24 protein-coding genes are annotated in these 25,108 nt (G+C 66.8%); 6 read left to right on the top strand and 18 right to left on the bottom strand.

The features are described from left to right. Nucleotides 1-73: 73 nt before the first annotated feature. The 4 genes from G6R31_RS01700 to G6R31_RS01685 all read right to left on the bottom strand — a co-directional run bounded on the left by G6R31_RS01700 (nt 74) and on the right by G6R31_RS01685 (nt 5,862). Entirely contained in the window at nt 74-1,237 is a 1,164-nt protein-coding gene (locus G6R31_RS01700) for an RNA-guided endonuclease InsQ/TnpB family protein (RefSeq protein ID WP_229664831.1), read from the bottom strand. 304 nt (nt 1,238-1,541) lie between these two features. Then, the gene (gene glpK / locus G6R31_RS01695; RefSeq protein ID WP_017870196.1) at nt 1,542-3,044 is read right to left on the bottom strand and encodes a glycerol kinase GlpK; all 1,503 of its coding nucleotides are present in this window, start codon (nt 3,042-3,044) and stop codon (nt 1,542-1,544) included. A gap of 83 nt (nt 3,045-3,127) precedes the next feature. Further along, nucleotides 3,128-3,964 (bottom strand): MIP/aquaporin family protein, encoded by an 837-nt coding sequence (locus G6R31_RS01690; RefSeq protein WP_017870195.1) that lies wholly within the window; start codon nt 3,962-3,964, stop codon nt 3,128-3,130. Nucleotides 3,965-4,068: 104 nt separating this feature from the next. Further along, nucleotides 4,069-5,862 carry an alpha/beta hydrolase family protein gene (locus G6R31_RS01685; RefSeq protein ID WP_200858956.1) on the bottom strand — a complete coding sequence of 598 codons (1,794 nt, stop codon included), beginning with the start codon at nt 5,860-5,862 and terminating at the stop codon, nt 4,069-4,071. Nucleotides 5,863-6,122: 260 nt separating this feature from the next. Between G6R31_RS01685 and G6R31_RS01680 the strand changes: the two genes are divergently transcribed. Beyond that, nucleotides 6,123-7,115: a sugar-binding transcriptional regulator gene (locus tag G6R31_RS01680; protein ID WP_017870193.1), complete on the top strand. Its 993-nt coding sequence runs from the start codon at nt 6,123-6,125 to the stop codon at nt 7,113-7,115. A 242-nt stretch (nt 7,116-7,357) separates the two neighbouring features. After that, entirely contained in the window at nt 7,358-7,564 is a 207-nt protein-coding gene (locus G6R31_RS01675) for a hypothetical protein (RefSeq protein ID WP_017870192.1), read from the top strand. Nucleotides 7,565-7,769: 205 nt separating this feature from the next. Here G6R31_RS01675 and G6R31_RS01670 read toward each other — a convergent pair whose 3' ends face one another. Next, nucleotides 7,770-7,940, bottom strand: coding sequence for a hypothetical protein (locus tag G6R31_RS01670; protein WP_017870191.1), 171 nt, complete (start codon nt 7,938-7,940; stop codon nt 7,770-7,772). Between the two features lie 181 nt (nt 7,941-8,121). Next, nucleotides 8,122-9,354: a S8 family serine peptidase gene (locus tag G6R31_RS01665; protein WP_017870190.1), complete on the bottom strand. Its 1,233-nt coding sequence runs from the start codon at nt 9,352-9,354 to the stop codon at nt 8,122-8,124. Nucleotides 9,355-9,438: 84 nt separating this feature from the next. Between G6R31_RS01665 and G6R31_RS01660 the strand changes: the two genes are divergently transcribed. Further along, a complete protein-coding gene (locus G6R31_RS01660; protein WP_017870189.1) occupies nt 9,439-10,242 on the top strand; it encodes an SDR family NAD(P)-dependent oxidoreductase in 804 nt (267 codons plus the stop codon). Between the two features lie 76 nt (nt 10,243-10,318). Here G6R31_RS01660 and ppk1 read toward each other — a convergent pair whose 3' ends face one another. Next, nucleotides 10,319-12,448 carry a polyphosphate kinase 1 gene (gene ppk1 / locus G6R31_RS01655; protein WP_029732939.1) on the bottom strand — a complete coding sequence of 710 codons (2,130 nt, stop codon included), beginning with the start codon at nt 12,446-12,448 and terminating at the stop codon, nt 10,319-10,321. Between the two features lie 340 nt (nt 12,449-12,788). Here ppk1 and G6R31_RS01650 point away from each other — a divergent pair, with 340 nt between their 5' ends. Further along, entirely contained in the window at nt 12,789-13,985 is a 1,197-nt protein-coding gene (locus G6R31_RS01650; RefSeq protein ID WP_017870187.1) for an META domain-containing protein, read from the top strand. 106 nt (nt 13,986-14,091) lie between these two features. Here the strand turns inward: G6R31_RS01650 and fabF are convergent, their stop codons facing one another. The 8 genes from fabF to tig all read right to left on the bottom strand — a co-directional run bounded on the left by fabF (nt 14,092) and on the right by tig (nt 21,574). Then, nucleotides 14,092-15,333 carry a beta-ketoacyl-ACP synthase II gene (gene fabF, locus G6R31_RS01645; protein WP_017870186.1) on the bottom strand — a complete coding sequence of 414 codons (1,242 nt, stop codon included), beginning with the start codon at nt 15,331-15,333 and terminating at the stop codon, nt 14,092-14,094. A 90-nt stretch (nt 15,334-15,423) separates the two neighbouring features. Further along, nucleotides 15,424-15,654 carry an acyl carrier protein gene (acpP, locus tag G6R31_RS01640; RefSeq protein ID WP_017870185.1) on the bottom strand — a complete coding sequence of 77 codons (231 nt, stop codon included), beginning with the start codon at nt 15,652-15,654 and terminating at the stop codon, nt 15,424-15,426. A 101-nt stretch (nt 15,655-15,755) separates the two neighbouring features. Further along, nucleotides 15,756-16,520, bottom strand: a complete 765-nt coding sequence (gene fabG / locus G6R31_RS01635; protein WP_017870184.1) for a 3-oxoacyl-[acyl-carrier-protein] reductase — start codon at nt 16,518-16,520, stop codon at nt 15,756-15,758. A 120-nt stretch (nt 16,521-16,640) separates the two neighbouring features. Further along, on the bottom strand, nt 16,641-17,057 hold the full coding sequence (locus tag G6R31_RS01630) for a hypothetical protein (RefSeq protein WP_017870183.1): 417 nt from the start codon (nt 17,055-17,057) through the stop codon (nt 16,641-16,643). Nucleotides 17,058-17,076: 19 nt separating this feature from the next. Next, nucleotides 17,077-17,994 carry an ACP S-malonyltransferase gene (gene fabD, locus G6R31_RS01625; RefSeq protein WP_017870182.1) on the bottom strand — a complete coding sequence of 306 codons (918 nt, stop codon included), beginning with the start codon at nt 17,992-17,994 and terminating at the stop codon, nt 17,077-17,079. Continuing rightward, entirely contained in the window at nt 17,991-19,016 is a 1,026-nt protein-coding gene (locus G6R31_RS01620) for a ketoacyl-ACP synthase III (RefSeq protein ID WP_017870181.1), read from the bottom strand. Before G6R31_RS01620 ends, fabD begins: the two co-directional genes overlap by 4 nt. 51 nt (nt 19,017-19,067) lie before the next feature. Then, the gene (locus G6R31_RS01615; RefSeq protein WP_017870180.1) at nt 19,068-20,066 is read right to left on the bottom strand and encodes a beta-ketoacyl-ACP synthase III; all 999 of its coding nucleotides are present in this window, start codon (nt 20,064-20,066) and stop codon (nt 19,068-19,070) included. Nucleotides 20,067-20,233: 167 nt separating this feature from the next. After that, nucleotides 20,234-21,574: a trigger factor gene (gene tig / locus G6R31_RS01610; RefSeq protein ID WP_017870179.1), complete on the bottom strand. Its 1,341-nt coding sequence runs from the start codon at nt 21,572-21,574 to the stop codon at nt 20,234-20,236. Nucleotides 21,575-21,774: 200 nt separating this feature from the next. On the opposite strand from tig, the gene G6R31_RS01605 reads away from it, so the two are divergent. Next, on the top strand, nt 21,775-22,413 hold the full coding sequence (locus tag G6R31_RS01605; RefSeq protein ID WP_017870178.1) for a ribonuclease HII: 639 nt from the start codon (nt 21,775-21,777) through the stop codon (nt 22,411-22,413). 27 nt (nt 22,414-22,440) lie between these two features. Next, entirely contained in the window at nt 22,441-22,752 is a 312-nt protein-coding gene (locus G6R31_RS01600; protein WP_025567579.1) for a Rieske 2Fe-2S domain-containing protein, read from the top strand. Nucleotides 22,753-22,762: 10 nt separating this feature from the next. On the opposite strand, the gene G6R31_RS01595 is transcribed toward G6R31_RS01600, so the two are convergent. The 3 genes from G6R31_RS01595 to G6R31_RS01585 form a co-directional block, all read right to left on the bottom strand. Then, complete coding sequence (locus tag G6R31_RS01595) at nt 22,763-23,428, bottom strand: hypothetical protein (protein ID WP_017870176.1); 666 nt, start codon at nt 23,426-23,428, stop codon at nt 22,763-22,765. A 294-nt stretch (nt 23,429-23,722) separates the two neighbouring features. Further along, on the bottom strand, nt 23,723-24,862 hold the full coding sequence (locus G6R31_RS01590; protein ID WP_017870175.1) for an ISAs1 family transposase: 1,140 nt from the start codon (nt 24,860-24,862) through the stop codon (nt 23,723-23,725). 16 nt (nt 24,863-24,878) lie between these two features. After that, complete coding sequence (locus tag G6R31_RS01585) at nt 24,879-25,106, bottom strand: permease prefix domain 1-containing protein (RefSeq protein WP_017870174.1); 228 nt, start codon at nt 25,104-25,106, stop codon at nt 24,879-24,881. Between the last annotated feature and the right edge of the window lie 2 nt (nt 25,107-25,108).

The raw sequence follows: 25,108 nt of genomic DNA, 5'->3' as shown, positions 1-25,108 counted from the left end.
AAGCAAAACGCACCCGGAGTTGCAGCTCTGGGTGCTGGAAAGGAGGTGATTCCTTAGGGCTAGACACCGTGACCTACTCCCCGGACTTCAGTCCGGGGCTTCTCAGCCCACGCATGACTTCTGCGTTCTGGACTGATGGCAAGGCCCTTGCCAGGATGTTCTTGGCTGCGTTGTGGTCGGCATTCGCCGTATGACCACAGTTCACGCACCTGAACTTCGCCTGCCCAATCCGATTCTCTCCGCAGGCGTGACCGCACTCGTGACACGTCTGCGAGGTGTAGCGGGGGTCTACGGCGATAACTGTCCGTCCGGCGCTTGCAGCCTTGAGGGACAGGAGAGAAAAGAACTGACCCCATCCAACATCGTGGATGCTGCGGGCCAAGTTCCCTTTGCCCATTCCCAACACGTTGAGGGCTTCGTGCGCCACCAAGTCGTTCTCTCGGATGAGCTTGGCAGCCGTCTTGTGGTGGAAGTCCAGCCGTTGCCGGGCGACCTTCCGGTGCAGCTTGGCAACAGCGGCTTTGGCTGTCTTGCGGCGATTGGAGCCGCGCTTCCTCCGGCTGAGCGTGCGCTGAGCTACCCGGAGTTTCCTCATGGCCCCCTGAAAGTGCCGAGGATTCTCCACGAACTCTCCATCGGAGGTGATGCAGAACCAGGTGGTGCCCACGTCCACGCCCACCTGACTGCTCGTAGCGGGCAGCGGGGCAGCTTCCACCTCGCACACGTAGCTGACGTACCACTCCCCGCACTCCCGGCGGATGGTGGCCGTCTTGAGTTTGCCTTCCAAAGGACGGTGCAGCCGGATTCGGATGTTCCCGATTTTTGAGAAGAACGCGGTCTTGTCGGACACGCTGAACCCGGATTGCGGATAGCAGATGGAGTCGTACCAACCCGCGCCTTTGAAGCGTGGATAGCCCGGTGTCTGGCCTGCCTTGACTCTGCGAAAGAAAGCCTTGAATGCCTTCTCCAGTCGCTTGAGAACGTCTTGAAGCACCTGCGAATAGACGCCCGCGTATTCCGGCAGCGCGGCCTTGATTTCCGTCAGGTATTTCATCTGGTCGTAGGCTGTGACCGTTTTCCCGGCCTTGCGATAGGCGTCCCGGCGTTCCTGCAAGGCGGCGTTGTACAACCCTCGGCAGAGCCTCAGTTGCTCCAGCAGGGCGACTTCCTGAGCCTTCGTGGGGCGCAGACGATAGCGAAATGTCTTTAAGTGCGTGGTAGCCTGGATGTGCGTCACCTCCTCTAAAGGTGTTCGCCGTCCCCCGCGCCTGACTCCCCAGAAAGGCGGCGGGTTTTTGCTGCCCAAGCATACCACGGCGGGACGCTTTTGCCTCAGGCATAAGCATCAGCACCGCCCCCTTCGGGGGCCTGGGCTATCCATCTCCGGGTTGAAACCCGGAGCATTCCGCCCAGACCCTTTTTTGTAAGGGCCCTCTCGCCCCCGGCTTGCATCTGACAGCCCTCGCCCCGTGCGGGGGTTTTTGCGTGCGAGCCAATGAAAAGCCCCCGCCGAAGCAGGGGCCTTGTAGGACAGGAAGCGCTTACTCCTCGCTGTCGTTTTCCCAGTCGCGGGCGCGGGCCACCGCTTTTTTCCAGCGGCGCATCAGGCGGGTGCGTTCTTCTTCGCTCATCTGCGGCTCGAAGCGCTTGTCTTCCTGCCACTGGTGCGCGATGTCGTCGGTGGACTTCCAGTAACCCACGGCGAGGCCCGCAAGGTAGGCGGCGCCCAGCGCGGTGGTTTCGGTGACTTTGGGCCGGATGACCGGCACGCCGAGAATGTCGGCCTGGAACTGCATCATCAGGTCGTTGGTGCTGGCGCCGCCGTCCACGCGCAGTTCCTTGAGCTGCACGCCCGAGTCCTTTTGCATGGCTTCGAGCAGCTCGGCGGACTGGTAGGCCACCGCTTCGAGCGCGGCGCGGGCGATGTGCGCCTTGGTGGTGCCGCGCGTGATACCGACCATGGTGCCGCGGGCGTAGGCGTCCCAGTACGGCGCGCCGAGGCCGACGAACGCGGGCACCAACATCACGCCTTCGCTGCTGTCCACCGTGCGGGCGAGCGCCTCGATCTCGGTGCTGGAGCGGATGATGTTCAGGCCGTCGCGCAGCCACTGCACCACCGCGCCGCCGATAAACACCGAGCCTTCGAGCGCGTAGGTGCGCTCGCCGTCCAGCTGCCACGCCACCGTGGTGAGCAGTTTGTTCTGGCTCGGGACCGCCTCGCCCTCGGTATTCATCAGCATGAAGCAGCCGGTGCCGTAGGTGTTTTTCGCCATGCCCCTCTCAAGGCAGGCCTGCCCGAAGGTCGCCGCCTGCTGGTCACCGCCGATGCCGGCAATCGGCACCTGCGCGCCGAGCAACCCCGCCGCCGTCTTGCCGTACACCTCGGAGGAGTTGCGGACCTCGGGCAGCACGCTGCGCGGCACGTCGAGGATGCGCAGCAGTTCGTCGTCCCACTCGCCGGTGTGGATGTTGTAGAGCAGCGTGCGGCTGGCGTTGGTGGCGTCGGTGATGTGCAGTTCGCCGCCGGTCAGGTTGTAGACCAGCCAGGAGTCGATGGTGCCGAAAGCGAGTTCGCCCTTCTCGGCGCGTTCGCGGGCGCCGGGCACGTTGTCGAGCAGCCACTTGACCTTGGTGCCGGAGAAGTAGGCGTCGAGGACCAGTCCGGTCTTGTCTTGCAGGGTTTTGGCATACTGGTCGCGGATAGAGTCGCAGTAGCCGGCGGTGCGGCGGTCTTGCCAGACGATGGCGTGGTGAATGGGCTTGCCGGTCGCGCGGTCCCAGATGAGGGTCGTTTCGCGCTGGTTGGTGATGCCGATGGCGGCGAGGTCGGAGGCGCGGATGCCCGCGTTGCTCAGGGCCTGCTGCGCCACGCCGATCTGGGTGCTCCAGATTTCGTTGGCGTCGTGCTCCACCCAGCCGGGCTTGGGAAAGTGCTGCCGGAATTCCTGCTGGCCGACGCCCTTCATGTTGCCCTGGTGGTCGAAGACGATGGCGCGGCTGCTGGTGGTGCCCTGGTCGAGGGCGAGGATGTACTGGTCTGACATGTTCTTTACTCCTTTTCCTTGGAGGTGGCTTGGCGGCGGCGCTCAGCTTTCGGCCTTCTGCCTTCCGCCATCCGCCATCTGCCTCAACTCTTGACGTTGTACTCGGGGTCCACACCCTGCTGGCTGGTCAGTTGCCGCGCACTCTCGTGGGCGCGGAGCATCGCCTTGCCAATCATGGAGTCGTAGATCAGGGCGCCGAGCACCCCGCCGATCAGCGGCCCGATGACGGGCACGAGCCACACGCCGTTTTCGAAGCCGGTGTTCTTGAAGCCGGCGACGAGCGCAAAAAGGCGCGGGCCGAGGTCACGGGCGGGGTTGATGGCGTAGCCGTGCATGGCACCGAAGCTCATGCCGATGGCCATGACCACGAAGGCCACCGCCAGCGGACCCCAGGCCGCCGCCACGGGGTTGTTCAGCTTGTCGCCGATGGCGAGAATCAGCGCGACGAGCAGCGCGGTGCCCACGATCTGGTCAATCATGCCGGGCCAGAAGGTGCCCGCCACGCCGGGGAAGGTGGCGAACACGCCCGCCGTGTTGTCGAAACCGGGGTCGAACTGCTGCCACTTGGCGTAGTACACCGCGAACACGATGGCCGCGCCGAGGAACGCGCCGAGAAGTTGCCCCAGCACGTAGTGGGGCACCTTGGCCCAGGGAAAACGCCCGGTGACCGCCATCGCCAGCGTGACCGCCGGATTCAGGTGCGCCCCGCTGATGCCGCCGGAGATGAAAATCCCCATCAGCACCGCAAAGCCCCAGCCCAGCGTAATGTTGGTGTAGCCCCCGTTGACGATCTGCCCGGGAATCGGCGGGTTGGTGGAGGCGAACAGCACCACCATCGCCACCACACCGCAACCAAACAGAATGAGAACCAAAGTGCCGAGTAGCTCGGCGACAAACTCCTGCGCTGCCGTAAATTTCATTGTGCTCACCTCTCCTTTTTTTGTGACAAAGTTTACCTATTTTTCAGACGGACAGTCACGGGGGAAACCAGTCATAGGGGAAACCAGTCACAGGGGAAACACAGTCACAGGGGAAACTGGGTCGCCTGCCCGGCCACGATGTACCAGGTCAGAAACAGCGCCGAGACGAACGCCCCGAGGTAAGGCCGGTCGGTGCGGCGGGCGAAATAGGTCATGAACACGCCCAGAATCGCCAGAATCGGCAGGAACTGAATGGCGACGATCACGTTGAGCGGCTCGCCCGGCGTGAACAGTTGCCCGCGCGTGAGCAGCGTGCCGTACTGCACCGCCAGAAACAGCAGGAAGCCGCCCGCCAGCAGCAGCGCGTTGGTCAGCATGGACCCGCGTGCATGGCGGCGCATCTGGTTATGCAGCACCGTGGCCGTCATCAGTGCGTAGAGGGTGAAGGGAATCAGGTAGGCGAGGAACATCCGCAGGTGGGTCGGCGTCATGGGCTTCAGGCCGACGAACCAGAAGCGGTAATCCACCTTGAACAGGAAGTTGGTCAGCAGCAGCGACAGGTAGCCGACGCCCACCGCGCCCAGGGCCACCGCCAAAGCGCCCAGAACCTCGTTGCCCCGGCGGGGAGCAGGAGCCGTTGCGAGCGGGGCGCCCGCCGTGTCCACCGCGACCGCGAGGTCAGGCGGAGTCGTCGGAGCGGTCACAGCCTGCGCCCGGCGACCCGCGCCCGCGCGCCAGATGAGGTACAGCATCAGCGAAACGAGGGTGTTGACGAGCGCCCAGACCATGATCTGGTTGGTGATGCTCTGCGGCCACAGCGCACTCGGCTTGAGGACATTGCCCGCCCAGCGGAACAGCGGGAAGAAGGTAGCGATGGGCAGCGCCAGCATCACGAGCGCCGAAAACCACCAGCCGGCGCCGGTCAAACCACGCGGAGCGGAGGGCGCGCGGCGCAGCCCTTCAAACGAGCGGGTGTGCAGCAGCAGGCCGCCGGTGCCCAGCACCAGGGCAATAAAGCCCAGCCAGCCCAGCGTGGTGCCGACCTCGTTCCAGTGCCAGACCTGATTGCTGGCGGGCAGCGGGGTGCCGCCGGTCAGGGTGCGGCCGAACCAGTCGAGCGCATGCCCGATGGCCTCGTGCGACAGGTGGTCGCCGGGGTGGGTGGTGGCGGGCGTGTACAGCACCCGCGCCGTGCCCGCCGCCGGGTCGCCGTAGACCTTGCCGGGCTGCACTGTTTCGGTGGTCCCGAAGACCTTCTGCAGTTTGGGGCTGCTGGTCACGTCCTTGGCGCGCGGCACGTCCCACATCAGTTGCGAGAACTCGTCGTACTGGCTGAACACCAGCGCCAGGTTGCGCGGATACGTCAGGGTGCCCTCGGGAGCACGGCCCGAGCCGGTCGAGGAGCCTTCGAGCACCATCGCCTTGTACCCGTCGGGGTAGGCGGCGGCGGCGCTGAGGACGGTCCAGCCGCCCATCGAGTGCCCCTCCAGGCCGATGTTGTTCTTGTCCACGAGGTCGAGGCCGCGCAGGTAGGCCAGCCCCGCCGGGCCGCCGTAACCGCTCACGAAGGCCGGGGCGTCGCTGAAGCCGTGCCCGGCCTGGTCGAGGCTCAGGACCACGTAGCCGCGCCGGGCAAATTCGAGTGCGAAGTCCGACTGCACCTCGCGCGAGTTGATGTAGCCGTGCACCGCCAGGATGCCGGGCGCGGGTTTCTCGGCGCTCACGCCCCCCGGCACGTAGAGCAGGGCGCTGAGCTGTTGGCCGTTGGCCCCGGTAAAGCGCACGTCACGGATGCGGACCTGCCCCCCCGAGGACTGGGTCCAGGCCGCCAGCAGCCCACCGACGAGCACCAGCACCAGGCCCAGCACAAAAAGCTGAAGGCTGCGAGATGTTCTCAATTTGACTCCTTTGCAGCGGGTCGCCTGGAAAAGCGGCGCCCGGCAGCGAGCACGCCGGACACGCGGCGGGGGGAGGGGCCGGTGGAGAATGAGGCCAAAGCCCCGGTACGCCCCCACGCGGCCAGACGAGTCCAGATTTTGACGTGCTCTGACGTTGCCATCACACCACCCGCTGAACAGAAAGTCAATGCATTTGAACAGATGTTCACCTGCGGCCCTGCCCCACCGACTGCGGGTCAGGCTTCACCTATGCTGACGGCGTGAACGACGCCGCACCCGACGACCCGACCGACGACCCGACCGACGAACAGGCCGCGCAGGCCGTTCAGGTCGCCCGCCTCTACTACCACCAGGGCCTGACCACCGGCGATATCGCCCGCGAACTGGGATTGTCGCGCCCCAAGGTGAGCCGCCTGCTGGCGCTGGCGCGGCGCAACGGCACGGTGGACATCCGTATTCACGACCCGCAGGGCCACCCGCGCAGCGTGCAGGCCCGCCTGACGGGGCGCTGGCCCGGCGTGCAGGTGCAGGTGGTCGGGCTGCCGCCGCACTCGACCCAGGACCTGCGGCTCGAACGGGTGGCGCTCGCCGCCGCGCACTGGCTCGGCTCGGCGCTGCGGCCCGGCCTGGTGGTGGGGCTGGCGTGGGGCAACACCCTCGACGCCGTGAGCCGCGCCCTGACCCCGCGGCCACTGAGCGGCGTGCAGTTCGTGCAGCTCAACGGCAGCGCCAGCGTGCTGGAACTCAGCTCGGGCTTCGTGGGCGGCACCCTGACCCGCATGGCGCAGGCGGTACGCGGGCAGGCCCACCTGTTTCCGGTGCCCACCTTCTTCGACGACCCCGCCACCAAACAGGCCATGTGGCGCGAGCGCAGCGTGCAGCACGTCGTGCAGTTGCAGCGGCAGGCCGAGCTTCTCCTCTTCAGCGTGGGCAGCCCGTACGCCGCCCTGCCGAGTCACGTCTACGCCGCCGGGTATCTGGACCCCGATGATCTCGCGCAGCTCGAACGTGAGGGGGCCGTGGGCGACATCGCCACCATGTTTTTCCGCGCCGATGGCCGCTGGGACGGCCTGTCGCTCAACGCGCGTTCCAGCGGTCCCGACCTCGCGCTGATTCGCGAACACCCCAACACCGCCTGCATCGTGGCCGACCCCGGCAAGGCGGCGGCGCTGCGCGCGGCCCTGGACGGCGGGCTGCTGCGGACCCTGATCGTGGATGAGACGACGGCGGCGGGCGTGCTGGGCGAAAGCTGATACGGATTCCGATTGAATCTGGTGGTTTCAGATTCAATCCGAGCGGATGCGAGTAGGAAAAAATACGGATTCTGCGATATGGATGCACAGGCGGCGCTTTCCCGACTGTGCAGGAATTAAGCGGAATCCGTATGAGCGACCGGGCCCCCGGCTCAATCCCCAACTCGCCTTCACACCGTTATCAGGCCCGTCACCTGCGGCGGGGGCAGACTCGGGGCAACTCACCACAGGAGGTACCCCATATGACTGGACCCTACGACCGCCCGACTTCCCCGGCCAGCGAACCCACCGACACCCCGGCGCCCATGCCCGAGCGTTTGCCCGGCGGCGGCGATACGGCGCCCGTGATGGACCCGCCCACCAACCCGGACACCCCGGGAATGCCCGAGCCTCAGCCGACCTCTAATCCCGACCTGCCGGGGATGCCGGAGCCTATGCCTGCGATGTAAGCGGGGCAAGGGGAGAGGGTGGAGAGCAGAGGGTTTTGTCCCTTTTCTCTCCACCCTCTCCCCTTCCCGTTATACGGATTCCGCTAAATTCCTGCACAGTCGGAACTACACCGCCTGTGCATCCATATCGCGAAATCCGTATCTTTTCCTACTCCTTTCAGTCGGATTGAATCCAGAAATCTGCTGGATTCAATCGGAATCCGTATTACTTGCCCTTTTTGGTCAGCCGCCAGAGCGTGACGCCGTTGCTGAGCATCAGCAGCAGGCACAGCAGCACCATCGGCCACTGCTCCTTTTGCACGAAACGCATGCCCAGCATGCCCCAGCCGCAGAGCAGCGCCGTCACCAGCCAGATGCGCCACTGCGGCGCGTTCATGCTTTTTGCCTCATGCAAAGAGCATAGAGCAGTTCTCCGAATTACGTGATGCGCGGAACAGCGCCCCGCATCACTCCATTCTCCGCCCTGCTCAGTGTTTTGCACTCGCTCCGCTCGCCAAAAAGACGTTGCGTCTTTTTGTCAAATGCTCTAGAGCGCTCGCCCGGAGACAGGTGCCCCCTCAGGGTTTGGGAACCGGGGGCAGCGCCAGCGCCGCTTTGAGGGCGGCTTCGGCATTCAGCAGGCCCGTGCCACAGGTGCGGCGGGGGTCCGCGTCACAGCGTCCCGCCACGAAGGGCGTGACCTGCCGGGTCAGCAGGCTGCTCAGCGTCGCGCGGGTGAGGCCAGGGCGCACGCTGAGCAGCAGGCTCGCCACGCCCGAAACGTGGGGGGCCGCAAAGGACGTGCCGTTGGGTTCGCGTTCGCCCCCCACGCCGCTCACGCTGCTCGCCACCACGCCGTGCGCGGGGTCGCCGCCGGGCGCACCGAGCGACACCGTGCGGCCCCAGTTGGCGTAACCGGGGCGCTGGCCTGCCCCGTCCACACTCGTCACCGTCAGCACGCCCCGGCATCCGGCGGGCGAGTAGCCGCTCGCGTCGCGCCCGTCGTTGCCCGCCCCGACGACGACCAGGACGCCTCTGGCCGTCACCTCGTCCACCGCCTTCTGAATCCGGGCGTCGCAGCCGGTGAGCGGAATGAAGTCGGCAAAGAGGCTGAGGTTGAGCACCCGCGCCGGATTGGGGTTGCTCGGCACGCCGGGCACGCTCAGGCCCGCCGCCCAGCGCAGGCCGTCTATGAGGTCCTGCGGGGCGATTTCGCCGTTCACGTCGGCCACGCGCACATGCACGATGCGGGCACGCGGGTTGATGCCCGCCATGCCGCGCCCGTCGTGCGCCGCGCCGATGAGGTTGGCGATGACCTCGCCGTGGTAGGCGAATTGCCCCACCGCACTCGCGTCCCGGTCACGCCCGCCGCCGTCGCCCGCCCGCGCCGGGTCCGACACGAAGTCGTAGCCGCCGAACACCCGTCCGGCCAGTTCCGGCGAGGCCACGTGGCCCGTGTCCAGCACCGCCACCGTGACCGGAGACAGGGTTTTTTGCGTCTGCCACAGCGCCCACGCCTGCGGCATGCGAATGGCGGCGAGGTTCCACTGCCGGGCGTAGAGCGGGTCACGCGGAGAAAAGGGGGACAGGGCAGCCGTCACCGGGGAAGAAGCCGTCGCCGGGGAAACGGAAGGCGCGAGCGGGCCAGGCAGCAGGGGTCCGGCGGGCAGGGGGGCGAACGTGCCCCGCAGCGCCGGAACGGACGCGGGCGGCGGGACGGGTTGCAGGGTGGGCAGCGCGGGCGGCAGGGCGGACTGGGCGACCCCCGCCCCGGCGACCAGGGCAGTGAGCAGCAGGGCACGTCTGAACATTCGCCCAGTCTCCCCTGTCCGGCTGACCCACAGCTGAGCAAGCGGCCAAGGCGAGGCGAGAAGTGCCCCTTCTACAATGCCCGCATGACCCCCACCTCTTCCCCGACCCGGCCCGTCGTGGTGCTGACCGGCGCGTCCAGCGGCATCGGCCTCGTCACCGCCGAAGCGCTCGCCGCACAGGGGTACGCGCTGGTTCTGGCCGCCCGCCGCGCCGACACGCTGCACGCGCTCGCCCGGCGGCTGGACCCCAGCGGCAGCCGCATTCTCGCCGTGCCCACCGACGTGACCGACGACGCCTCGCGCCGCTCGCTCGTGCAGGCGGCCCATGACCGCTTCGGTCAGGTGGACGTGCTGGTGAACAACGCGGGCGTAACGGTGGAAAAGGGCTGGTGGTGGGACGACCCCGACCCGTTGCGGGTCCTGCGCGTCAACCTGGAGGCCCCCATCGAACTTACCCGGCTGGTGTTGCCGGAGATGCGCACGCGGGGCAGCGGCCACATCGTCAACATCGGCTCGGTGGCGGGGCGGGCGGCCACCAACGGCATGTACTCGGCGAGCAAGTTCGGCCTTCGCGGGTTCTCGCACGGTCTGCGGCGCGAACTGCTCGGCACGGGCGTTCACGTCAGCCTCATTGCCCCCGGCTTCGTGCAGAGCGAGATGACGGCGAAGGCCAACCTGCCCATGCCGGGGCCGGACGTCGTGGCGCGGGCGGTGGCCGACGTGCTGCGCCGCCCGCAGCCGGAAGTCATCGTGCCGCGCGCGTACGCCGCGCTCGCGCTGCTGAACAGTGCCGCGCCGCGCCTGGGCGACCTGCTGGTCAGCCGGGTTCTGATTGCGCGGCGGTATCAGCACGGGAAGAAGGGTCAGCACGGGAAGAAGGGAGAGTGACGGGCGGGGGGCGCCCCACAACGCGGAAGGGGACGCCCCAGCCCCCGGAGCATCCCCCCCTTTTTGCCCTCCAACTTCAGGGATGGCACCTGTCTGCGAAGGTCTGCTGGGCGCTGAGGTCACCCGCGATTTTGAGGTAAGCGCCGTTCTCGCCGAGTTCCCAGCTTCCGCGTTCGTCGGCCCACTCGGTATCCATGATCTGGAGGAAGGTGGCGCGGTGGCCGTCTTCGAGCACCGGGGCGATGACTTCCACCCGGCGGTCGAGGTTGCGGCTCATCCAGTCGGCGCTGCCGAAATAGACTTCGGGCTGCCCGCCGTTGCCGAAGGCATAGATGCGGGCGTGTTCGAGGTAACGCCCGAGCAGGCTGCGCACGCGGATGTGCTCCGAGAGGCCCGGCACGCCGGGGCGCAGGCAGCACACGCCACGAATCACCATGTCGATCTTGACGCCCGCCTGCGACGCGCGGTACAGGGCCTCGATCATGCCGGGGTCGGTGAGCGAGTTGAACTTGAGCCGCGCCCAGCCGCCGCGCCCGGCCTGCGCGTGCTCGATTTCGCGCTCCAGCAGGGCCTCGAAGCCGCTGCGGGCGGTATCGGGCGCGACGAGCAGGTGCTGGTACTCGGCCTCGGCGTAGCCGGTGAGGTGGTTGAACAGCTCGGCCACGTCCGCCCCGAGTTCGGCGTCGGCGCTGAGTACGCTCAGGTCGGTGTACAGCCGCGCCGTCTTGGGGTTGTAGTTGCCGGTGCCGACGTGGACATAGCGCCGCAGGCCCCCTTCCTCGCGCCGCACGATCAGCGTGACCTTGGCGTGGGTCTTGAGGCCGGTGATGCCGTACACGACATGCGCCCCAGCGCGTTCGAGTTTGCGGGCCGAGGAAATGTTGCGCTGCTCGTCGAAGCGGGCCTTGAGTTCGATCATGGCGACCACCTGCTTGCCGTTTTCGGCGGCGGTGCGCAGGGCGCCGAGGAGCCGGGGGTCGTCGCCGGTACGGTAGAGCGTCTGCTTGATGGCGAGCACCTGCGGGTCGCGGGCGGCTTCCTCCAGAAAGTTCAGCACGTTGACGAAGGAGTCGTAGGGGTGGTGCAGCACCACGTCGCCCTGCCGCAAGGTCTCGAAGATGCCGCCCTCGTCCTCGTCGAGGTCCGGCACGGCGGGCGTGAAGTCGGGGTAGGACAGGTCGGGGCGCTTCACCGGCAGGCCCATCAGGTCGGCGGTGCCGAGCGGCCCTTCGAGCATGAAGATGTCGGCAGGGTCGAGGTGCAGCTTGTCCTGCAGCAGTTCGAGCATTTCCGGCGGCATGCCGCCCACCATCTCCAGCCGCACCGCCGACCCGAAGCGGCGACGGCGCAGCCCGTCCTCGATGGTGGCGAGCAGGTCCTCGGCTTCTTCTTCCTCGAACTCGTAGTCGGTGTTGCGGGTCACGCGGAACACGTGGGTGGACAGCACCTTGCGGCCCTTGAACAGCTCGCCGATGTGCTCGGCAATCACGTCTTCGAGCAGCAGCAGATGTTCGCCCACGGCCACCACGCGCGGCAGCACACCCACCGGCACCTTGACGCGGGCAAAGTCGGGGTCCTCGCCCTTTTTGGTCCCCAGCAGCACCCCAAGGTTGAGGCTGAGGTTGCTCATGTACGGAAAGGGGTGGCTGGGGTCCACGATCAGCGGGGTCAGCACCGGCTGAATCTGGGCGAGGTAATGCTCGCGCAGCCCCGCCCGTTCGCGCTTGCCGAGGTCGGCCACCGTGCCCAGGCGCACGCCCTGGCCGCGCAGTTCGTGCAGCACCTGCCGGGCGGCCCGTTCGATTTCGCGCAGCATGGCGTGGGTCTGCTCGCGCACCAGTTTCAGGGTTTCGCGCGGCAGCAGGCCGTCGGGACTCGGGGTCTGCACGCCCGCCGCGATCTGGCGGTGAACTCCCGCCACACGCACCATGAAAAACTCGTCGAGGTTGCTGCCGCAAATCGCGGCGTACTTCAGCCGCTCCAGCAGCGGGTTGCGCTCGTCCCGCGCCTCGGCCAGCACGCGCTCGTTGAAGGCCAGCCACGACAGCTCGCGATTCAGAAAGCGGCTTTCGGGGTTGGCGACGGTGGTCAGCGTCCGCACCTGACCGGACGCGGCCCGGAGGGACTTCTTGTGTTCTCCCTTGGCTTCGGCAGGGGCAGACGGAACGGCAAAATCAGCAGGCACGGTGTTCACTCCTTGAGACATAGCGCACGGCTGCCAAGCGCAGGTCAGCCGACAACCGGCAAACGACAGAGAGACAAAAGAGACAGGCGCCGCAGCGCCGTGAGACTGGAACCGGACCCAGCATAGCGCCCGCACCGCCCGCCTAATACGGATTCCGCTTAATTCCTGCACAGTCGGGCCTATACAGTCGGGAAAGCGCCGCCTGTGCATCCATATAGCAGAATCCGTATTTTTTCCTACTCGCATCCGCTCTGCTGCGCAGCTTTGCAAGTCGGATTGAATCTGAAACGACCAGATTCAATCGGAATCCGTATAACCGGACGTTCAGCTCCCCGTCATGCCCCCAGCGCACACTGCGGGAATGACCTTCCTTTCTTCCCTTCTCCTGTCCGCCGCACTGTCGGGGGGCGGCGCCCCCACCCCGCCCGCAAGCCTGACGGCCCGCACCTGGGTTCTGACCGAGATTGCCCCAGGGGGCCGGGTGCGCCGGGTCAGCGGCGAGCGGCCCACCCTGACCGTGACCTCCCCGAACGTGACCCCCCCAACTGCAACCTCGCAGAGCGGAAGCCTGACCGTCAGCGGCAGCACCGGCTGCAACACCTACCGTGGCCCGGCGACGCTCAGCGGCCAGCGGCTCAAGCTCTCGGCGCTGGCGACCACCCGGCGCGGCTGCGCTCCGGCGGCGGCCCGGCTGGAAAACGACTTTCTGACGCTGCTGCGGGGGGCCAGCCACTACCGACTCAGCGGACAGACCCTGACGGTGTACGCGGGCGGCCTGTCGCGCCTGGTGTTTACCGCTGCTCCTGCCGCTGCCCCCGGAGGTTCCATGCCCACCCCACCGAGAACGCCCGCCACTGCAACGCCCCCCGCTGCGACCCCCCTGACTGCCGCGCAACTCGCGGGCGAGTGGCAACTGACCCGCCTGCGCGAAGGCGGGAAAGCGGTCAACGTGCCCGCCGACGCCCTGTTGACCTTCACCGCGAGCGGCGCGAATACCCTGCGGCTGAGCGGCTCGGCAGGCTGCAACCGCTTGATGGGCGAAGCCACCCTCGGCGGCGCGAACCTCACCTTCGGTCCCCTCGCCGGCACGCGGATGTTCTGCGAGGACATGGCGGCGGAGCAGGCCCTGACCCGCATGCTGCGGGGGACAGGGCAACTGGCCGTGAGCGGCAACCTTCTGACCTGGCGGGGGACCGGGGGCGAGCTGGAGCTGACCCGCCGCGCTGCGGTGACTGTGGCGGCTGATCTCGGCGGCACCTACCGCCTGCTGAGCGTCAGCGGCACCCCCGCCGACGCCAGCCGCGCGGTGCGCCTGACCTTCAACGCGGGGCAACTCGGCGGCTTCGACGGCTGCAACAGCTTCGGCGGCGAGTACCGGCTGGACAAGGCCGGGCAGCTCACGGCGGACAGCCTCATCTCCACGCTGCGGGCCTGCCCGGAGCAGACAGACCAGCCGAGCCTGACCGCGCTGCTGGGTAAGGCGCCCATGCTCCGGCTCAGCGGGCAAACACTGACGCTGGAAGCCGGGGGCGAGCAGTGGGTGTTCGAACAGGAATGAAAACGCCCGGCACGCTGTAGGCCCTCTACAGGGGGTGAGGGGGCCGTCGAGGAGGGGGGGCCAGAGAATCAATCTCTCTGGCCCCCCCCTCTCCCCTTTCTTCTCTTCAGACGCGCTTGAACAGCAGCGCCGCGTTCTGCCCACCGAAGGCGAAGGAATTGCTCAGCGCGTACTCCACCTGCGCCTCGCGTGCCCCTTCAGGGACGTAATCGAGGTCGCACTCGGGGTCGGGGTCGGTCAGGTTGATGGTGGGCGGCAAAATGCCGTCTTGCAGCGCCTGCGCCACCGCGATGGCCTCAATCGCGCCCGCCGCGCCGAGCAGGTGCCCGGTCATGGACTTGGTGGAGCTGACCGCCAGTTTCTTCGCGTGGTCACCGAAGACGTGCTTGATGCCCTGCGTTTCGTGCAGGTCGTTGAAATGGGTGCTGGTGCCGTGCGCGTTGACATAGCCCACCTGCTCGGGGTTCACGCCCCCCGTTCGCAGGGCCATCTTCATGGCGAGCTGGGCACCCGCACCCTCGGGGGCAGGCATGGTGATGTGGTGCGCGTCGGCGCTGACGCCAAAGCCGACCACTTCGGCGTAGATGGTGGCGCCGCGCTTCACGGCGTGCTCGTACTCCTCCAGCACCACCACGCCCGCGCCCTCGCTGAGCACGAAGCCGTCGCGCGACGCCGAAAAGGGACGGCTGGCATGCTCGGGGTCGTCGTTGCGGGTGGACAGCGCCTTCATGTTGGAAAAGCCGCCCACCGCCATCGCCGTGACCGAGGCCTCGGCGCCGCCCGCCAGCATCACGTCGGCCAGACCGAGCTGGATATACCGCGCCGCCTCGCCGATGGCGCCGGTGCCGGTGGCGCAGGCGGTGACCACGGTGCTGCTCGGCCCCATCGCGCCGTAGCGCATGGCGACGTGTCCGGTGGCCATGTTGGCAATCTGCATGGGAATGAACATGGGCGAGATGCGCCCGGCGCCGCGCTCCACGTACACCCGCGCCTGGTCCTCGAACGTCTTCATGCCGCCGATGCCGCTGCCGACCAGGGTGCCGGTGCGCTCGCCGCGAAGCTGCTCGGCGCTCAGGCCGCTGTCGCGCACCGCGAGTTCGGCGGCGGTCAGTGCCAGCAGGGTATAGCGGTCGAGCTTGCGGGCTTCACGCGGGTCCACAAATTCGTCGAGGGTTTCGCGCACCTCACCGGCAATCTTGCTGGCCGTGTCCTTGGGGTCGAAGTGGGTGATGGGGCCGATGCCGCTCCTCCCCGCCCGCTGCGCCTCGGCGTAGGCCGCCGCCCCGACGCCGATAGGCGTGACCGGACCGAGGCCGGTGATGACCACCCGTTTGAGTCCCGAAATCATGTCCTCTCCTTTTGAATCTTGCGGAATGGGAGCGGGGCACGGGAGAACTTCCCCCGCGCCCCGCCTCAAAACTGCGCCAAGGAGCGCGTTTTACTTGTTGTTCTCGATGTAGTCCACCGCCGCCTGCACGGTGCGGATGGTTTCGGCGGCTTCGTCGGGAATGGTCACGCCGAACTTGTCTTCCAGGCCCATGATCAGTTCCACGGTTTCCAGGCTGTCGGCGCCGAGGTCTTCCACAAAGCGGGCTTCGGGGGTCACCTTATCGGCGTCCACGCCGAGCTTGTCCACAATCACATCTTTCACGTCATCAAAAGTCGCCATTATCAAATTCCTCCTGAAACTGAAGTGCCCGCAGTGTACACGCCGGGCGCAAAATGGGGCGCGAGGCTGAACGGGGTGCAACGACCGCTGTCACACGCCCCTCAGTTCGGGTTCATGCCCCCGTCCACCCCGATGGTCTGCCCGGTGACGTACCCGGCACCGTCGGAGGCGAGAAAAGCCACCACAGCGGCGACTTCTTCCGGCTGACCGAAGCGGCCCAGGGGAATGTTCGCCTGGTACTTCTGCTTGGTGTCGTCGGGGAGCTTGCCCGTCATGTCCGACTCGATAAAGCCCGGCGCAATCGCGTTGACGGTGATGCCGCGCCCGCCGTACTCCTTGGCGAGGGCGCGGGTCAGGCCAATCAGGCCCGCTTTGCTGGCGACGTAGTTGACCTGACCGGGGTTTCCGGCGAGCGCGACCACGCTGGACACGTTGACGATGCGCCCGCTGCGGGCCTTCATCATGAACTTGAGGGCGGCGCGGCAGGCGGCGAAGGCGCTGGAGAGGTTGGTGGCGATGACCGCCTCCCAGTCCTCGTCTTTCATGCGCACGGCGAGGCCGTCACGGGTAATCCCGGCATTGTTGACCAGCACGTCCAGGCGCCCCATCCTGGCGAGGACGTCCTCGACGAGCTGTCCGGCATGGGCCGGCTGCGAGAGGTCGGCGCCGAACACTTCTGCCTGCCCGCCCGCCGCACGGATTTCGCTGGCCACCTGCTGCGCCTCGGCTTCGCCCCGGCCATAGTGCACGGCCACCGCGAACCCGTCCTGGGCCAGACGCAGGGCCATCGCCCGGCCCAGGCCCCGGCTCGAACCGGTGATGAGGGCGACGCGGGCGGGGGCGGAGGGGGTTTCGTTTTGGGTCATGGCGTTCCTTTTGTCATGGGCCTTTCGTCATTGGCCTTTCGTCATGGGCCTTTCGATATGGCCTTTCGGTACGGGCCTGTCATGGCCCAGCGTGGGGCCAGTTCGCGCGTGTTGCCGCGCTCAGTTCACCGGCGTCAGGGTCAGGCGCGATACCCACGCCGACGACAGCCGCTCGCCTCCGGTTTGGGTACTCAGGGCGCAGGTCCAGACGTTGGCGGCAGAGCGTTCGCAGCTCAGGTCGTAGACTTCCCGGCCGCCTCGCAGCAGTTGCGCCCCGAATTGCGGGCCGCTTTGCCGACCCTGCACCCCGAAGGTGCCCGCCTCGTTCCAGGCCAGGGCCGGAAGTTCGGCCTGACCGCGCACCTGCCCGCCTTCCTGGGTCAGCGCCAGGCGCAGGGCGGCCTGCTGCACGTCGGCGGTCCACTCGCCTGCCAGCGTGCTTCGCGTCTGCTGGGGCGTGAACTGTGTTTCAGGGGCCGCCGAGCCGCACGACGCGAGAAGGGGAAGCAGAAGGAGAGAGGAGAGGGCTGGCTTCATAGCAACGTCTATTTTCGCGTCAGAGGCCAAAGGCTTGGACCTGCTCGGTTGAGCCGACATTCATGGTTCGTGCCCCGGGCAGGATGCGCTTGACCAGCCCGGAGAGCACCGTGCCGGGGCCGAACTCGACAAACACGTCCACACCGAGTTCGCCCAGCGTCTGCACCGTCTCGAACCAGCGCACGCTGCCGGTGATCTGCCGCTCCAGCAGCCCGGCGGTGTGCCGGGGGTCGTCTACCAGTTCGGCGCTCACGTTGGCGACCACCGGAAACAGGAAGGGGCCGTACTCGGCGGCGTGCAGTTCGGGCGACAGCCCTTCGGCGGCGGGGCGCATCAGTTCGCAGTGGAAGGGGGCCGACACCTTGAGCGGAATGGCCTTGAGACCGCGTGCCTTGAGTTCGGCGCTGGCGGCGTCCACGGCGGCCTTTTCGCCCGAAATCACCGTCTGGGTCGGCGCGTTGAAGTTGGCGGGCTGCACCACGCCCCGGCTGCCCGCGCAGACTTCGGCCACCACCGCCGGGTCGCCCATGACCGCGCTCATGGCGCCGACGCCTTCGGGCACGGCCCGCTGCATCAGCTCGCCGCGTTTGCGGGTCAGGCGCAGCGCGGCTTCCAGGTCCAGCACACCCGCCGCCACCAGCGCGGAGTATTCGCCCAGGCTGTGCCCGGCAGCCACCATCGGCGTGAGGCCCGTGTGCGCCTGCCAGGCCCGGTACGCGGCCACCGACGCGGCGACGAGGGCGGGCTGCTGGTTGGCGGTGAGGGTCAGGTCGTCGAGCGGGCCTGTTTCGATAAGTCCGCGCAGGCCGGGCAACGTGCGTTCGGCGGTGGCGTAGACCTCCTCGGCCTGGGCAAAAGTGCGGGTCAGGTCGGCGCCCATGCCCACGGCGTGCGACCCCTGACCGGGAAACAGCGCGGCGATTTTGGGGGCGCTCATGCGGGCACCTCCCCTCGCTGCGGGGCCGCCGCCTGAAGGGAGGGCGCCCCGGCCCACCACTTCATGGTGCAGGCCGCCCAGCTCAGACCGCCGCCGAACACCACCATCAGCAGTTCGTGTCCGTCCTGAATCCGTCCGTCGTTCACGGCCTCGTACAGCGCCAGCGGCACGGTTCCGGCGCTGGTGTTGCCGTAGCGGTCGAGGTTGATGACGGTCTTTTCCATCGGAATCCCGAAGCGCTGCGTGGCGGCCTCGATGATGCGGATGTTGGCCTGATGGGGAATCAGCCAGTCCACGTCGCTGTTTTGCAGGCCGGACTTTTGCAGCACCTGCGTCCCCGAATCGCCCAGCACGCGCACGGCGAACTTGAAGACCTCGCGCCCGTTCATGGTGGGCACGTCGCGCATGACCTGTCCGTCGGGAAACTGGTCGGCCAGGTTGGAGATGTAGAGCGCCGGGCCGCCCGCGCTGTCGGCCCCCAGCACGAAGTCCTGAAAGCCATACCCGGCGGGCACCTCGCCCACCACCGCGCAGCCGCAGCCGTCGCCGAAGAGGATGGCGGTGTCGCGGTCGTTCTGGTCGAGCGCTTTGCTCAGGACTTCGCCGCCCAGCACCAGCACTTTGCCCGCGCTGCCGCCCAGAATCATGCCCCGCGCCATGCTCAGCGCGTACACGAAACCGCTGCACGCGGTGGACAGGTCGTAGGCACCGACTCCAGTCAGCCCGACCTGCCCGGCGACCAGCGCCGCCGTCGAGGGAAACATGGCGTCGGGCGTGCAGGTGGCGTAGATGACGAGGTCCACACCACTCAGCGCCTCCGGGTCACGCGAAAGCATGTCCTGCACGGCCCGGACGCCGAGGTGACTGGCAAACTCGCCGGGGGCGGAAAAGCGGCGCTCGCGGATGCCGCTTCTGGACTCGATCCAGCCCGCTTCGATGCCCATGCGCGATTCGAATTCCTCGTTGGAGACGACCCGCTCCGGCACGTACATGCCGATGGCGGTGATGCCGATACTGGTCATGGGGTCACGCTAGCACCCGCAGGCGGGCAGGCCGGAAAACGTGGATTGGGTTCAAGGCCCGGCCCACCACCGCGCAGCCGCCGCGCCCCAGCTCAGGCCGCCGCCGAAGCCCGCGAGCAGCAGCTGGTCGCCGTCCCTGAAACGGCCCTGCGACTCGGCCTCGGCCAGCGCCAAAGGGATGCTCGCCGCGCTGGTGTTGCCGTAGCGCTCAAGGTTGGTCACGGCGCGTTCGAGCGGCAGCCCGAAGCGCTCGCAGGCGGCCTCGATGATGCGGATGTTCGCCTGATGGGGAACGAGCCAGTCGATGTCGGCGGTGGACATCCCGGCCTGCCGCATCGCCTGTTCCGCGCTGTCGCCGAGGGTGCGCACCGCGAACTTGAACACCTCGCGCCCGTTCTGGGTCAGGTGCGGCCCCATCTCGGTGCCTTCGGGCAGCCGCAGCGCCGCGCCGCGCAGGTAGAGGTGCGGCCCGCCCGCGCTGTCGGCCCCCAGCACGAACGACTGAAAACCGTAGCCCTGCGGCACCTCCCCGATGACCACGCAGCCCGCCCCGTCACCAAACAGGATGGCGGTGTTGCGGTCGTTCTGGTCCACTGCGCCGCTCATGACTTCACTGCCGACAATCAGGGCTTTCCTGGCGAGTCCCGCCCGAATCATGCCGTAGCCCACGCTCAGGGCGTACAGAAAGCCGCTGCACGCCACGCTCACGTCGAAAGCGGCGGCTCCGCGTAAGTTCACGCCCCCGGCAATCAGCGCCGCCGTCGAGGGAAACATGGCGTCGGGGCTGCTGGTCGCGCAGATGACGAGGTTCACGCCGTCCAGGGCGCCGGGAAAGCGCTCTGACAGGTTCTGCGTGGCCCGGATGCCCAGCACGCTGCTGCTCTCGTCCGGGGCCGCGTGCCGCCGCTCGCGGATGCCGGTGCGCGAGGTGATCCAGTCGTCGGTGGTGTCCAGCCGCGCCGCGTAGTGGGCGTTGCTCACCACGGCCGCCGGAGCGTAGGCGCCCACCGCCAGAATGCCGATGGCGGGGGCCGAATGAGGTGCCGTCATGACCCTGACCGTAACACCTGCCCGGCGACTTGGGCAGGGCAACGGGGCTGTCTGAACCGGGTTCAAGGGGAGACGGCAGCCAGAAAACGAACACGCAGAAAACGAGCGGCCAGAAAACGGAAGGAGGCGCATCCCGCAGGACACGCCTCCCCTCATCTGAAAAAGCCTTATTCGGACTTCTGCTCGCCTTCGCCCTCGGCAGTTTCGGTCTGAGCGGTGTTGGTCTGGGCGTCTTCGGTGCTTTGGCCGTCCTTCTGGCCTTCGCCGCTGAGCTGCGCCAGCGCCTGCTGAAGGCCGCGTTCACGCAGCAGGCTGACGTAGTACGACTGGATGCCGTTCTGACCGAGCTGCTGCACGAGCTGCTGGGGGGCCATGCCGTTGGTCTGGGCCAGGTTCATCAGGGTCTGGTTGAACTCGGCGTCGCTGACCTGCACGTTCAGGTCGGTGGCGAGCTGCTCGAGCGCGAGGTCACGGCGCACGCGGGTCTCGGCATTCTTGGCGAGGTCGGCCTGGAACTCCTCGAGCTTGCCCTGCTCCTGCATGAAGGCTTCGTATTCCTTCCACTGCACGCCCTGACGGCGCAGGTCGTCCTGAATCTCGCTCATCATGCCTTCGCGGCGGCGGTCGATCAGGGCCTGGGGAATCTCGACCGTCATGCCCTGCACGAGGTGCTCGACGAGTTCCTCGCGGCGCAGGTTGTCGCCTTCCTGCTGGGCGCGGCGCTCGAGTTCCTCGCGCAGGTCGGTGCGCAGCTTGTCCATGGACTCGTAGTTCAGGCTGCTGGCGAACTCGTCGTTCAGCTCCTGAAGCTTCTTGCTGCTCACTTCGACGACCTTGACGCGCACGGTGTGCTCGGGGTGCTCGTGGTCGCCGTGCTGGTGGGCGGGCACGGTGATGTCCACCACGTCGCCCGCGCTCTTGCCCAGCAGGGCGGTGCGGACGTGCTCCTCGGCCATGTCGAGGTAGATGGGGTAGCTGCCGCCGTCCTCGCTGCCTTCCTCGCCGAGTTCCTGAATGGTCACCTGGTCGGCGGCCTCGATGGGACGCTCGGCCTTCTCGAAGGCGGCGTTGCGCTCGCGCAGGTCGTTCAGGGTCTGCTCCAGCACCTCGTCGGTGATTTCGGGGGCCTGGGCGCTGACCTTGAGGTCCTTCCAGTCACCGAGCTTGACCTCGGGGTAGGTTTCGCCCTTGACGGTGAACTCGAAGCTCTGGCCGCTCTTGACGTCCTGGGGGTCGATGGTGGCGTCGACGAGGTTGAGCTTGAGGTCACGCAGGCCCTGCGAGTAGTGGGTTTCGAGCAGGCGGTCGCGCACCTGAGATTCCACGTAGCCTTTGCCCACGCGGCTCTCGATGACCTTGCGGGGCGCCTTGCCGGGGCGGAAGCCGGGCACGCGCACGTCGCGGGCCAGTCCCGCCCACACCTGGTCATAGGCGCGGTTCACTTCGGCGGCGGGCACCGACACCTTGAACTCGACCTTGTTGCCTTCCTTGCTGATCAGCTCTGCCATGAGTCTCCCATCCTGCCACCCCTCCACGACTGGAGCGGTGGCTGTCCTTATCAGGTTGTGTTGCCGCCCTCTTTGTGCCGGGCCGGGGTCTGGACCCTGCGGCGGGCGGGCGGCAAGCCAACGGGGATGATACGGCTTTTGCCGCTGCAAATGCGAGGGCGAGGCAGCGGCGGCCCGGAGCGCCCGCTATCCTGCCCCCCATGACCGTGCCTTCCACCACCCCGGACTGGGCTTACGAGCGCGAACACTGGCGGCGCGGGCACTTCCGGGTGGCGGGCGTGGATGAGGCCGGGCGCGGCGCGTGGGCGGGGCCGGTGACGGTGGCGGCGGTGGTGTTGCCGGGGACAACGCAGGATTATCCCTTCCGCGACAGCAAGCAACTGAGCGCGGCGCAGCGCGAGGAGTACGCCGCCGAGGTGCGCCGGGTGGCGGTGAGCTACGCGGTGGAACACGCCTGGCCCGAAGAAATCGACCGCCTGAACGTGCTGGGCGCCACCCACGCCGCCGCGCTGCGGGCGATTGCCCGGCTGGAGCCGCCGCCGCAGGCCCTGGTGACCGATTACCTGCGCCTGCGCACCGACCTGCCGCTCAGCGCCCCCCCCAGGGCCGACGCCCTGAGCTACAGCGTGGCCGCCGCCAGCCTGCTCGCCAAGACTGAGCGCGACCGGCTGATGCGCGAGCTGGACGCGCAGTTTCCCGGTTACGGGTTCGCGGCGCACAAGGGCTACGGCGCCCCCGCCCACCGCGCCGCGCTGCGCGACCTCGGCGTGACTGAGCAGCACCGCCGCAGCTACGCGCCGATTCGGGCGCTGCTGGCGGCCCCGGAGCTGCTGCTTTGAGGGCCGACATCTGGCAGACTCCGGCCCATGAGTGAGCGTGTACTGGCTGGACAGGTGGCGGAGATGCCCGCAGGCTTTCAGGGCGAAGTGCAGGTGAACGGCGTGGGCGTGGTCGTCGTCAACTATGAGGGCGAGTTCTACGCCCTGCGGAACAACTGCACCCACAAGGACTTTCCGCTGCTGGGCGGCGACGTGTCGAGCGGCAAAATCACCTGCGAAAAGCACGGCGGCAAATTTGAGCTGACGACGGGCAAAGCGCGGGCCTTGCCTGCCGTCAAAGCGGTGAAGATTTATAAGACTGAGGTGGAAGGCGGGGCGGTGTACGTCTCGGAACTCTGAAGGCAGACGGTCAGGGTTTGGGGAGGAAGATGCCGGATTTGAGGTTGTTGAACGGCGTGTTCGTCAGCCGCAACAGCAGCACATCGTTTCCCGGCTGGGCAGGTTGCGCCGTCACGAAGTGGGCGTCCGGCGGGACTTGCAGGCTGACCTTGCCCTCAGCGTCCACCGTCCCAAGGCTTAGCGTGACAGTGTTGGCGACGTAAGCCCCGGCGGGACTCGTCGCAGGCTGAGAGGCTTTCCAACGGTAGGCGGCCACGACCTCACCGGGCCCGATCCCCGTCAGGAGAGTGCGCTTGGAGGTGTCCACCGCTTCGGTCAGGTCAATGCTCCACACACGCTGCCGGGAAAAGTCGAGCAGATTGTGGGCGGCACTCTGGGCGACCGCGCGGTACACGCGGGGCGCCGCCCCTTCCGCCTCGCCTGTCAGGGAGAAGTTACCCAACCCACCGACCTTGAACACGGGCCGGTCTGCGTCCTGCACAGTCACCGGAACGGGGAAGCCGGACATCGCCATCATGAAGAGGTCAACCGCGTCCAGGTATGCTTCGTCACCGCGCTTGAACCGGGGGAACAGCCCGCCGACCCGCCGCCCGCCCAGGGGCGCGTCGTAGAAGTGGATTTCTCCGTTCTGCGCCGTCTCTGCGCGGAGGCCGAGGGGCTGCATGGCTTTGGACATTTCGGAGAAGCTGATGTACCCTCCTGCGACGCGCCAGCGTCCTGATAGCAGTTAACCATCTCCGTCTTGACCAGCAGTGGTAAAGCAGGCTGAGCAGCGGTGGGCTTCACGCAGACCTGACGCGGCGCACTTGTCAGCACCGGCACCTGCAAGGTGGGTCCGGATGGCTGCGCCAGCGCGTACAGCCCCGCAGTCACGATGAGCGCGGCCAATCCTCCAATCGCTATCAATTTCGGCATGTTATGCACTCCGTTCATTCCGGCACTGACCCGCAGGGGTGGCCCCAGGTGCAACTCACGTCGGTAGGGGAAGAAGCTGCTGTAAGAGGCGTTCTCGAAATTCGTCATCCCAGCCTGCCCGCTTACGGTTCTTATTGACGGCACCCACTGACCCTTCACGACGCATCAGGTTCAAGGCCCATCTTCGCAAAGTCGCCAGATTCTGGGGGCCGTGGTCAGTCCGGGTTGTACTGTCATCTTCCGCAAAAGCAACGTCCAAAACCCAGTGGAGTGAATTTTCAATTTTCCAATGTGTCCTGACCGCGTACAACGCGGTCACTGAGCAGGCAGGTAACGAGGTGAGGAAAAATCTCTGCTCTGTCGCAGTTTTTCCGCGTACTGTTCGTGTGCTTTCGACCATAACCACGCTGCGCAATCCAGGCCAGTGGTAGTCGTCAAGATCAGGATGAGCGGGGAGAACCCAACTCGTTCGTTTCTCTGAGCGCCGTCGGTCTTCCCAGGTGCTGGCTCCGTGCAATTCTGTTTCTGAAATTTGACGTCTCAGTGCATCTGAGAACATCTCCTGAACGTCTTCAAACAGGTAGCCCTGATTCCCTTTGAGCGCCAGGAGATACTGGGCATGGAGAGCAACCAGCTTCTCAGCAACGGCGCGCTGGGTTCCCATGGCGTCAATCGTGACAATGCATCCAGAAACCTCAAGAAGTGCCAAGGTGTCGATCAGAGAGGGCAAGATGGAAATCTCATTTTGCTTTCCTGCAACTGGCTGAGCAGCGAGGCACAAGCGGTGCCTCGCAGACCAAACATTGACCATATGAACGCCCTGAACCTCGTGCTCAGATGTGCCGCGCAGTCTTTTTCCGTCAATGGCAACGATATCCCCTTCGAGTTGTCCGCCAATCGCTTGCTTGATCCAGTCCAGCGCGCTGGACTGGAAAGCCACGGGATCAAGACGAGCAAAGACACGACGGAACGTTTCGTGGTCAGGAACACGCCGGAAGTCGAGGAAGCGTCTCAACCAGTCCCGCTTGGACTCCGCGAATGCCTGAATCTCTGGAAAGGTGTCTGCCCCGCTCATCACTGCACACAGCGCCATGACCACGATAGTCACGAGGCTATGGTTCAGCCCACGGTGTTTACGCTCATCTGGAAGCTGGGCGAAGAGGCTCACAGCTAACTTCAACTGCTCATCGGTCATTCAAAGAGCTTGCCGGTTATTTCCTCCCGACGTGAGTTGCACCTGGGGGTGGCCCCAGTTCGGCCAGTGCCTGGGCAAGGGCTTGTTCGGGGGCCGCGCCTTGCCATTCGAGTTGCTCGGCGCGGCAATAGACGTGTTCTTCGAGTTCGTCCCAGACTTCCTGACGCTTGGCCGGGGGCAGCCCGGCGGTGGCGCGGCGCAGGTACGCTTCCAGGGCGGGGGGCGGGGCGGTCACGGCGGTCATGC

It is taken from the genome of Deinococcus wulumuqiensis R12, from assembly GCF_011067105.1.
Taxonomy (GTDB): domain Bacteria; phylum Deinococcota; class Deinococci; order Deinococcales; family Deinococcaceae; genus Deinococcus; species Deinococcus wulumuqiensis.
This window is presented reverse-complemented; position numbering and strand designations above follow the sequence as displayed.